The organism is Candidatus Zixiibacteriota bacterium, assembly GCA_034439475.1.
Classification (GTDB): domain Bacteria; phylum Zixibacteria; class MSB-5A5; order GN15; family FEB-12; genus JAWXAN01.
Genome location: JAWXAN010000076.1, coordinates 12672 through 24028, shown reverse-complemented (window position 1 = coordinate 24028; position 11357 = coordinate 12672). Strand labels below are relative to the sequence as shown.

At 48.1% G+C, this 11357-nt stretch carries 9 protein-coding genes; 5 read left to right on the top strand and 4 right to left on the bottom strand.

Annotated features, from left to right (window positions below):
• Positions 1-65: 65 nt before the first annotated feature.
• Complete coding sequence (locus SGI97_10845; GenBank protein MDZ4724381.1) at positions 66-1139, top strand: hypothetical protein; 1074 nt, start codon at positions 66-68, stop codon at positions 1137-1139.
• An 82-nt stretch (positions 1140-1221) separates the two neighbouring features.
• Here SGI97_10845 and SGI97_10840 read toward each other — a convergent pair whose 3' ends face one another.
• On the bottom strand, positions 1222-1863 hold the full coding sequence (locus SGI97_10840) for a VCBS repeat-containing protein (GenBank protein ID MDZ4724380.1): 642 nt from the start codon (positions 1861-1863) through the stop codon (positions 1222-1224).
• The gene (locus SGI97_10835; GenBank protein ID MDZ4724379.1) at positions 1820-2557 is read right to left on the bottom strand and encodes a VCBS repeat-containing protein; all 738 of its coding nucleotides are present in this window, start codon (positions 2555-2557) and stop codon (positions 1820-1822) included. The genes SGI97_10840 and SGI97_10835 overlap by 44 nt, the downstream gene beginning before the upstream one ends.
• A gap of 283 nt (positions 2558-2840) precedes the next feature.
• Here SGI97_10835 and SGI97_10830 point away from each other — a divergent pair, with 283 nt between their 5' ends.
• The 3 genes from SGI97_10830 to SGI97_10820 are packed head-to-tail and all read left to right on the top strand — an operon-like array spanning position 2841 to position 4940.
• Entirely contained in the window at positions 2841-3326 is a 486-nt protein-coding gene (locus SGI97_10830; GenBank protein ID MDZ4724378.1) for an Lrp/AsnC family transcriptional regulator, read from the top strand.
• A complete protein-coding gene (locus SGI97_10825; GenBank protein ID MDZ4724377.1) occupies positions 3319-4302 on the top strand; it encodes an EamA family transporter in 984 nt (327 codons plus the stop codon). Before SGI97_10830 ends, SGI97_10825 begins: the two co-directional genes overlap by 8 nt.
• 26 nt (positions 4303-4328) lie before the next feature.
• On the top strand, positions 4329-4940 hold the full coding sequence (locus SGI97_10820) for a DJ-1/PfpI family protein (GenBank protein ID MDZ4724376.1): 612 nt from the start codon (positions 4329-4331) through the stop codon (positions 4938-4940).
• Here SGI97_10820 and SGI97_10815 read toward each other — a convergent pair.
• Complete coding sequence (locus SGI97_10815) at positions 4933-6729, bottom strand: ABC transporter ATP-binding protein (GenBank protein ID MDZ4724375.1); 1797 nt, start codon at positions 6727-6729, stop codon at positions 4933-4935. The two genes, SGI97_10820 and SGI97_10815, sit on opposite strands and share 8 nt — an antisense overlap.
• Positions 6722-8518 carry an ABC transporter ATP-binding protein gene (locus SGI97_10810; protein ID MDZ4724374.1) on the bottom strand — a complete coding sequence of 599 codons (1797 nt, stop codon included), beginning with the start codon at positions 8516-8518 and terminating at the stop codon, positions 6722-6724. Before SGI97_10810 ends, SGI97_10815 begins: the two co-directional genes overlap by 8 nt.
• 446 nt (positions 8519-8964) lie before the next feature.
• On the opposite strand from SGI97_10810, the gene SGI97_10805 reads away from it, so the two are divergent.
• Entirely contained in the window at positions 8965-11346 is a 2382-nt protein-coding gene (locus SGI97_10805; GenBank protein MDZ4724373.1) for an ABC transporter substrate binding protein, read from the top strand.
• Positions 11347-11357 lie beyond the last annotated feature (11 nt).

Sequence of the window (11357 nt, the reverse complement as noted above, 5' to 3'; positions counted from 1 at the left end):
TCGGCTTAATTACTATCGTCTCTTGGACATTATGTATAGTTGTTGTTCTAAATTGGAGGTTTTGGATGATTGGAAGATATAGCGCGGCGTTTCTTTTACTGACCGCTCTTGGTTGCGGCGAACGCATTGACCAAAAAGGGAATGCGCTAAGCGGAACTCAAGTGGTCAAAGCGACCATTTTCGACGGCGAGAAACATCTGACGAATATCCGCCAGTTGACTTTTGGCGGACAGAATGCCGAGGCCTACTTTTCATATGATGCCAGCGAATTGATATTTCAATCAACCCGTGATTCACTCCAATGCGATGCCATTTTCCGCATGACCTCCGATGGCGCAAATGCCCACATGGTATCAAACGGCAAAGGAGCGACCACCTGCTCGTTTATTTCTCCTGACGGACAATCAATAATTTACGCCTCAACTCATCTTGCCGATACCGCCTGTCCTCCCCGACCCGATATGTCGAAAGGATACACATGGGCGTTGCACAAAGGATACGATATTTTCAAAGCCAGTTCAGATGGGACGAATCTGATTCGCTTGACCGAGACCGAGGGTTACGATGCCGAATGCGTATATTCTCCACAGGGGAATAAAATTCTTTTCACTTCTGTTCGAAGTGGCGATCTGGAACTATATATGATGAATCCTGACGGAGGCGATGTTGAACAGTTGACCAACGAACCGGGTTACGATGGCGGCGCGTTTTTCTCTCTCGACGGCCAGTCCATCTGCTGGCGGGCTTCGAGGCCGACCGGGGATAGCCTGAAAGAATATCAGGAGCTACTTGCTGAAGGTCTTGTCCGACCCGGACGGTTGGAGATCTATGTAATGAAGCTCGCCGACAGAATCCCGATACAACTGACCTCGAACAACGCCGCCAATTTCGGGCCGTACTTTCACCCCGATGGCAACCGTGTGATTTTTGCCTCAAACGTCAATGATCCACAGGGCAGAAACTTTGATCTGTATATGGTGAATGTCACCACCAAAGCTATAGAGCAAGTCACATTTAATTCCACCTTTGACGGCTTTCCGATGTTTTCCCATGACGGAACCAAACTGGTTTTTGCCTCGAATCGCGACGGCAAGGCGCATGGCGAAACTAATATCTTCATTGCCGACTGGATTGAATAGAAGTCTCAGAAGCTGAGGGTAAAACTCGTCTTTTCATGCCTTGAGGTATGAGTAAGCCCAATCGTGATTTATTGGGTAAATTTCATGGACACATTGCCGTCGGATTCAGCGATATGAAGAGATGGTCGATGAGCGCGGTCAAGTCAGAAATATCAACATCACCCGTGCCGTCGGTATTTGCTTCTTCTTCGCAACAAAGCGGAGAAAGAGAAATAAACAGGTTATCTATTAAGGCCGTCAGGTCGGAGATATCTGCGAAGTCATTAACATTGCAGTCCACATTTCCTGTTGTACTGAAACAGCAAGGCGTGATATTCAACAATACCGAGACAGCATCCAGGTCCCAGCCCACCGAAGCAATGTCGGGTTTGTTGTCTCCGTTAAAATCTGCCGAAACAACACAGCGAGGATGTCCTCCTACCTCGAAGTTGACTGCTGTGGCGAAGGTGCCGTCCCCTTCGTTCGTTAAAACGGATACGGAACCGGATACGTAGTTTACCGCGGACAAGTCAGGATGACCATCATTATTAAAGTCAGCGGCGCAGACTGACAACGGGCCAATTCCTACTCCGTAATTAGTTGTGCTGACAAACGATCCCTCGCCGCTATTTTTCACAATTGACACAGAGCTCGAATTAGCATTTGCCACGGCAAGGTCGATCGCGCTATCACCATCAAAATCAGTGGCAAAAACAGATGCAGGGGTATTGCCGACTCCATACAGTCCCGTTGGAATGAAATTGCCATCTCCGATGTTTTGTTAAGATTGAGATGGTTTGCGTGTTATAGTTCGCTGTGGCCAGGTCTGGCTTGCCATCTCCATCGAGGTCAGCGGCATATACGGAGAAGGGGCCGTTGTCCGATGTAGGAGCGATGATATGGGTGATTCCAAGAAAAGGGAATGTCCCGTCCCCATTATTGATTCTGACCGTAACACTATTTCCCGACCAATTCGCAGTCACAATGTCTTGCTTACCGTCTCCATCAAAATCTTCAGCAAAGATCGATGCCGGGCTACCAGTTGCTGGGTAGTTGACCGAAACGCCGAATGTGCCATCGCCATTGTTTTTGAGTACGGAGACAAAATTTGCGAAACTCGCCACAGCCAAGTCCAAGTCGCCATCACCGTCCAAGTCGGCTGCATAAACTGAATGAGCTGAACTTCCAGTTCCGTAATTGACTGCACCTCCGAATGTGCCATTACCGTTGTTTTTCAAAACCGAGACATTAGCCGTATTAAGATTCGCAACTGCCAGATCTTGGTCGCCGTCGCCATCAAGGTCAGCGGCAAACAATGACTGCGGATCAGTTCCGACTTGGTAATCAATCTTGGAATTAAATGTCGGATCGACTGCATAGGTTTGGACAGCAAGCAGACAAAGCAGTGTTATTTTCAAAATTATCCGAATTAGATTCACAGAAACTCCCCGGGTCCAACTGCCGTTCGTGGTTAGCTTTCAGTATTTAAGTATACAATCCATCGGCATTTTTCAAAGCGTAAAGTAATGTGGTTTGCGAATACACTGCTAGCGTATCTGCTTGTCTGAAAAAAGTTCCTTCGTTAAATAGCATAAGTTTGCCGACCCAAATCAAAACAGCACAAAAAACAGTGTATTATTCTGAATTATAACAATAATACAACTTTTCTTCTTGACAATCATATAATTACCGCATATTATACAGAAATCAAGGAGAAGTCTCGTGATAGACAAAATAGATCGCCAAATCCTTACCATTCTTCAGGAAAACTCCAAAACGTCCAATAGTGACATAGCAGACCGCATCGGAATGGCCGCCTCAGCGACATTGGAGCGAGTGAGAAAACTGGAGAAAAAAGGAATAATCAAAGGTTACGAAATTCGCCTCGATGCCGCCAAACTCAATTGTGGTCTGGTCGCTTTTGTCTTCGTCAAAACAAGCGAAATGGCGGGTGATGCCTCTGCCGGGCCGGAACTGATAAAAATTCCCGAAGTTCAGGAAGTCTTCAACGTAGCCGGCGAAGACTGCTATCTCATCAAAGTCCGAACCAGCGACACCTCGGCGCTTGGCAAACTCATTCGGGACAAAATTGGGAAAATACCCGCCGTCGTTTCCACACGCACAACAATAGTAATGGAAACCTACAAAGAGACAAGCAAACTGCCGCTTGAAATAATGCCCGGCACGAATGGAGACCGCGATGACTGAAATTGAAATCGCCAAGCGAAATAGACTCCAACTTATTCTGGCCTTTGGCGCGGTCTATATCATATGGGGATCGACATATCTTGCCAATCAGTTTGCCATTGCGAGCATCCCTCCGTTTCTGATGGGTGGTGTGAGATGTATTCTTAGCGGGGTCATTCTCTATATATGGGCGCACTACCAAGGGGCGGCAAAACCTTCGTTGCGTGAGTGGAAATATGCCGCGATTATCGGAAGTTTCCTCATGGTCGGCGGGACGGGGCTAATCATCTGGGCGCTGCAATTTGTGCCATCGGGATTGACGGCCTTGCTTGTCGGAACAGTTCCGCTTTGGGTAGTGCTCATCGACTGGCTTCGCCCGGGCGGACAAAAACCGTCGCGTCTGCTTCTTTCCGGTATTCTTCTCGGCGCTGTCGGTGTGGCATTTTTGATTGCGCCAACAAAAATTGTGGGCCTTGCGCGGCTTGACAACTTCTGGGCAATCGTGTTGATATTGGGCAGTGAGATATCCTGGTCCATCGGCTCGGTCTTCTCGCGCAATGTCCCAGCTCCGGACTCGAAAATTCAATCAGCAGGAATGCAGCTTTTTGCGGCTGGCATTATATTGACAGCGCTGGCAACCATAACTGGTGAGTTCGGGCGCTTTAATCCCGAACTCGTTACATCCCCATCTATATGGGCGATGGTCTATCTGGTTACATTCGGCACGTTGGCCTTTGCGGCCTATGCCTGGCTGCTTCGCACAACCACTCCCGGCAAGGCGGCCTCCTATGCATTCGTCAATCCCGTAATCGCAATTTTTCTCGGCTCGGTCCTGGCTAACGAACCCGTGACAGTCCGCACAATCATAAGCTCGATCATAATTATCTCGGCAGTTGTCATAGTTGTCGGCGCAAAAAGCCGCACAACACGAAATTCGGTTCCTCTTGATTTGAGAACGACTGAACTTATTTCTGTATCTAAACAAGCCTCAGTTTAACAGAGCCTTTCACACAAAAGTACGTCATGACCACGCCGCCGCTACAGATTGGACTTTTGCTTTTCGATGATGTCGAAGTCCTCGACTTTGCGGGACCGTTCGAAGTTTTTTCGGTCACTGCCGAACTCAATGAGAATAAGTACTTTCGCGTCTTGACTATTTCGGCCACCACAAGAACGATCATTGCAAAAAACGGTTTGAGTGTGAATGCCGATTTTCTGCTCGATAACCACCCCCTCATAGATATCCTTGTAGTTCCGGGGGGATTCGGCACAAGAAAATTGCTTGTCAACGCGCCGGTTATCGAATGGGTCAGGAAAACGGCATCGACTGCGCAACTTGTCTTGTCGGTGTGCACCGGTTCGATAGTTTTAGGCAAAGCTGGGCTGCTCGAAAACCTCACTGTGACAACTCATCACCAGACTTTCGAACTGCTCAAATCCGTCGCTCCGACCGTCACAATCCGCGATAATGTCCGCTTTGTCGATAACGGGCGGATCATAACTGCCGGAGGGATTTCCGCAGGCATCGATATGTCGCTCCATGTTGTCGCGCGTCTGTGCGGCGAAGAAGTCGCGCGCAAGACAGCAACATATATGGAGTACGACTGGCGCATGGGACCTGAGCGTTCTATTTAGTCACTTGCTCCTCAAGTTGATAGCGGTTGTAAATTCGCGCGTAATGTCCCTCTTGAGCCATCAACTCAAAATGCCGTCCACTTTCTATAATCGAACCGTCTTCCATAACATGAATCATATCTGCCCGTTCGAGTGTGTCAGGCCGATGAGTGATGAGAATCGCCGTGATATCCGGCAATACCTCATGTAATCGTTCCCACAAGAGAGATTCGGTGCGTGAGTCAAGAGCCGAAGTACAGTCATCCAATATTAATATCTTCGGCTTGCCGACCAATGCACGTGCCAACGCCACACGCTGCTTTTGTCCGCCGGATATCGACATCCCGCGGGTTCCAATTGAGGTTTCAAGACCCTTGGGAAAGCGCGAGATCTCCTCTTTAAGCTGAGATATTTCTATAGCCCACTCAAGCACCGTGTCTGAAATATCTTTGCGTCCAAAGAGAATGTTATTGCGAATGGTGTCGCTGAACAAAACCGGCTCCTGCGGGACATAACCAATTGATGTGCGAAGGTCCTCGAGTTTATACTCGCGCAGGTCATGTCCATCCAGTGATATAACTCCGCCAGTTGGGTCGACCAGACGCGGGATCATATTCACCAGCCAGCTCTTACCTGAGCCGACTTTACCGACTAGAGCAACCGTTTCACCAGCCTTGATGTCAAAGGACACATTCTGGACAATCTTCCGTTCGGAAGTCGCAAAACCAAACGAGACATTTTTGAGCGAAAGATTTCCTTTCACATATCCATTGGCCGACAGCGTTCCGCTTTCCTTCACCATCGCCGGGACATCTTCAAGTTCCACCAGTCTATCAATCGAAACTGCCGACTGGCGGGATTTGACAAGGAACTGCCCGATATCGAACATCGGGAAGACGAGCCAGACAACGTAATAAATAAAGGCGCTCAAATTCCCCAAGCTAAGACTGCTTTTTATCACCATCCAGCCGCCAGCAATCAGTACGATTACAATTCCGAACTGCCAGACATAGGCATAAAGCGAATCGACAATCGCGGTGATTTTGACAGCCGACAACTCGGCTTCGCGGCGTTCCATGGCTGCCTTCTCAAAGCTCTTTTGCTGTGCCTTCTCGCGCACATAGGCCTTGACCACACGGATTCCCGAAAAGCAGGCTTCCATTACATCGCTGAAATTTGAAATCTTCACCTGAAGTAGGTCATACCGTTTATCCAAAAGGGATGCGCTTTTGAAAAAGATAAATATCAGCAGCGGCAACGGCCCTACTGTATAGAGTGTCAGAAGCGGATCAATCGATATCATCATAGCAATTATGAATGACACGATAGCCAACGCCTCATACAGCCGGAATATCCCCGAACAGGCAAACCACGAGAGTTTGTCGGCGACATCATCGGTCAGGCGGGTCAGCAAATCCCCAGTGCGAAACCGATTGAAAAAGTCCGGCCCCTTAATGGTGATCGTGTTAAAGGCGTGCTGGCGGAACAGCCATTCAAAGCGCGAATTCATCCATGCCCTGTGGGATTGGACAAAAGCATAGAGCCCGACTGCAATGAAACTCACAATCAGAAAAGTCACCGCAAATGTGTCGCTTGGATTAAGATCATAGGACTGCCCGGTCTCAACCAGTTTTCCGGCCATTCCTTCAGTTGGCACGATTCCGGATTTCAGAAAATCAATCACAAAACCGAGCATGCGGGGAAGAAGCACCTGAAAAACCGCCTGCACAGGTGTAAGGAGGAGGAGTACAAGCAGGACATATTTATAGTGCCGGTAATACTGCCACAACCATTTTATTTTCTTACGCATTCGTCAATTCTCCGATCTTTGACTTGAACTGCAAATGGAACAGCTTTGTATAGTATCCATTTTGTAGCAAAAGTTCGGTATGCGTGCCGGATTCGATAATTTCACCCTGCTTAATAACCAGGATCTTATCTACATCGAGAATCGTCGACAAGCGATGGGCGATAATAAGCGAGGTTCGTCCGTGCATAAGTATTTTAAGCGATGCCGCCATCACACGTTCGGTTTCAGGATCAACCGAGGATGTGGCCTCATCCAATATCAAAATCTCCGGGTCGAATGCAAGGGCACGCGCGAAGGACAGCAGCTGTCTTTCGCCGCGGCTGAAATTCGAGCCTTTTTCCGATATTTCTGTTTCATATCTTTTCGGCAACCGATCAATAAAGAGCGCAGCATCCACTACTTGTGCGGCGGCAGCAATCCGCTCCTGAGGAATTTCTTCGGCGCCAAGCCCAATATTGTTTTTGACGTCTCCCGGAAAGAGGATAATATCTTGAAGCACTAAGGCAAATTTTCTGCGAAGGTCGGCCCTCGATACGTCTCGTATATCTATTCCGTCAACTGTTATCCTTCCCATCTGCGGATCATAGAAGCGAAGAAGCAACGAGATAACTGTCGATTTGCCGCCACCCGTCACACCGACAAGAGCCACCCGCTTCCCTTTGGGAATATCAAACGTTGCGTTTTTGAGGGCGTAGTTGGAATCACCGGTGTACGAAAACGAGACATCCTCGAAGCGAATTGCATCATCAAACCTGTTCCAAAGCTCAGGGCGAACAGGATCGAGAACCACGGGTTTAGTCGCGAGCAGTTCATATATCCGTCGTGCCCCCGCAATTCCTTTTTGAAAGCTTGACAATTGCTCTGAGGTTCTGAAAATCGGCTCAAAGGAACGCATTATCAGGACGAGAAAAAGAACAATTTGCCCCGCGCTCAAATCAAACCTCGGGCCGAGCATCAGGAGCAAGCCGATCTTTACATACTCTATGAAAAGAATAAGATTGAAGAAAACGCAGACGCTGATCTGGACAAATTGATCGTCGGCGAATTTTATCTCATTAGTCTCGTATACTCTCTTTCGGGCATATTCCCCGCGGTGGAATAGCTGCACAATCGACATCCCTTGCAGGAATTCGCTGAGCACAGCGGTGACTTCGGCCATTTTGCGGCGTATCGCAAAAAAGCGATGGGTTGTCAACCGGTGAAAGAAGTAGATCAGCACACACAGCAACGGTACTGATAAAAAAAGTATCACACCCACCTGCCACTGCTGATAGACCATGATCGAGTATATTCCAAGAATAAGAAGCATGTCGCCGACAAGCAGGACGACAGTATTTGTGAACAGCATCCGAAGGGCTTCGCAGTCAGACTCGACTCGGGCCATAATTCTTCCAACCGGATTGGAATCGAAATACGAGAAATCCAGCGAAAGAATGTGGTCAAAAAGCCGTCGTTTAAGCGAAAGCATCACATCCTGGCCAACCTGTTCAAGCGAGAGCCGCTGAAGGTACTGGATTAAAAATGCAGCGGCCTGAATAACAAGAATTGCAAGCGCGAGTAGGACTAAGAGGGTAATGTTACCAGTTTTCAGGGGACCATCGATTCCCTCTTTGAGTATCATTGGCCATGCCAAAGCAAGTCCAGTCGTTGCGGTCAACAACACAAGCGAGAAGCCTAATCTCCGTTTGTGCTCTTTGAGCAGAGGTACAATAGTGCCGAATGCATCTTTGAGCGAAATCTTGCTTTGGGATTCGGTCTTTGGTTCATCTTCATATAAATCAGAGGTCATATTTCATTGCCTTTATCAGTTCTGATCAGTTTCGTGCATCTGCAACGGCGCGGCAATCACAAAAAAACCCGCCGAATGTTTTATGCACCGACGGGTCGAAAATCTCTATGTGAACAAAATCACATAATCAACAAATCTCTCCCGTCGATATGGCCGTTTGCCATTAGCGATGTATCTACTTTGACAGTTCTGTTAATCACGTTATTTGTTTCCTTTATCTAATCTAATCTAATCTAAATCTTTTACCCACAGTTACGATATTTGGTCTGCGACAATTGCAAAGAAATAAATAGTTAATGCTGTGTCAACTAAAAATTTTGATTTCGGGCAATATTTTATTGTTCCGGTAAACAAAAAGCGCCTGTCGGGCCAGTCTTGGCCATAATCAATATAAAGTAACCAGCTGTTTTGATTTTCATGGTTTTTTGCGTACAATATATGCAGCAATGATTCAACAACGAACCAGCATTCCAAATCTCGCCATATTTCTAACCACTATTGCCGTGTGCTTGGTTGTCCTTCCGGCTGGCATTAATTCTCAAACGTCCAGCCGCACCTTTCGAATTGCCTTTTTGGAACCGGGGGACTATGTAACACATGCTCGCATTCGTGAATCTTTCAGAAACCACCTCGAATCAAGTCTTCCGGATGGCTATAAAGTAGAATTTCCTACCGGGAGCTATCAGTCCGGCGGCTGGAAGCGGGATAGCACTAAGGCGATTGCCAGACGAATAACTAATAATGGGGCATTTGACATTGTCGTGGCGATTGGGCCATGGGTGGTAGAAGACCTCCTCGAAGCTGGTTATACCAAACCGATTGTTGCGCTTGGCCGATTTGACCCAAAAGCCGAAGGCCTGCTTGATGCGTCGGGCAATCCAAAAGCTTCCAATCTCACGGTACATGTCACACCGGGCAAGCTCCAATCGGATCTCGCCGTTTTGAGGGGGATCGTCAACCCCAAGACCGTCGGTTTTTTACATTTTCCATCAGGGGATGAACAGGATGGGCTCTTTGATTCTGTTAAGCAGATTGGGAAGTCGCTGGGATTTGAGGTAGTAACCGCAGAGGGTTTCAATAATATCGGAACGCATGCTTTTTTCAAAGCGTACGCTCTGCTCGATAAGAAAGTTGATGCGCTGTATCTGACTTCGCTCTATGGACTTACTAATGAACTAATCCGCGAGTTTCTCCTGGCTGCGGTCAAGGATAATGTGGCAGTTTTTGCTGCCGATGGACGGTTCTTGGTTGAACGAGGCGCGCTGTTATCGCATGCCACTCAAACAATCGATGCGGTCGCGATCTATGCCGTATCCAAGACGATACGGATAATGCAGGGAGAAATGCCATCGTCTCTTCCGACCATTTTTGAAGAGGGCAAAGGGCTGACTGTAAATGCGGCGACAGCCCGAGAGTTAAAAATAGAGCTGTCGGATGCGGTATGGCTCAACGCCGACATTATAGGAGATACACTTTCGGGACATGAGCTTCTCCGACTGCCAGATGCCGTCGGGTTAGCCCTAAGCCAGAACTCTGGATATTTGGCGGCGTCGGAGAAAATGGAATCTGCAATTCAAGCCACCAGAGCCTCAGCCGGGAATTTTCTGCCAGAGATTTCAGCCGAGGGGGCAATCGGTTATATCGACAACAATTCCGTTCATAATTCGGGCGGCCGCTTTACCAATGAGAGAATGCGGGCTGAGTTGCTTCTCGAACAGACTCTCTTTTCTCTGTCAAAAATCAATGCGTCAAAAACGGCCGCCATAAGTAAAGAGCTTGAAGAAAATAAACTCAAGGAGGCTGCGCTTGATCTTGAGTTCGCTGTTACTCTGGCCTATTTCAATTACAGTCGGGCACTTGAAGTTGTGCGGATAGAAACAGCGCAGAGAAGAATCGTAGAAAGAGCCCTTGAGTCTGCCCAGGCGCGGCTTCGCATGAACGGAGGCTCCCAGGTCGACGTCCTTCGCTGGCAACTCGAACAATTGCGGACGCAGTCTGCGATTGTAGATGCGAGACGGTCTGAATCGAGCGCGAGGGTCCTGCTGAATGTGCTCCTCAACCGACCGGGAAACAACACACTCGCAATTGATGAGTCGCTTGTTGCCGAAGACGCCTTTGTCACCACATTCCAGGCTTTGGAGTCGCTTGCCGGGTCAGAAAGTGATAGATCGAGACTTCAGGACTATCTTGTGAGAACGGCAATCGAAAGTAATCCCCGCTCACAAGCCAATAATATCCGTCTTCGTAGTCAAAAGTCTCAGCTTTTGCAAAACAGAGCAAAACGATTTCCGGTAATAGGTTTTAATGCCTCGCTCGCCTTGGTCGACTCACTGTCCGAGCGGGTTAATTTTGAAGAGAAACGTCCGGTCTGGTCGCTTGGGGCCGAACTGAGATTTTCGCTATTTAATGGCGGGAAACAAAAAAGCGCGACACAGCAACTTGAGTATGGATATTCTCAAATCGAATACGAGCGCGATTATTATCGCGCTGAACTGATGGGGAAATTGCAGCGAGACATGTATCAATTGGATGCCGCAATCAGCGCAGTGCCGTTGTCGGCCCATTCCGTCGAGATTATAACCTCGCAGATACAAATGGCGATGGACGAATACGATGCCAGCAAACGGGGTCTGGCCGATATGGTTGATGCTGTCAGGACTTTACGAGAGGCAAAATTTGATCTGATCGAGCGCCGTTATTCCGTCTATAATTTAGCCTCGTCCATTACCCGCACAGTCGGCTGGTCACCGTATGAGGCAAATCGCGATATTTTACAGGAATTCCTCGAGCGTTTGAAAGAATACGCTCGGACACTCTCCAAAAACTGATATTCGCGCCT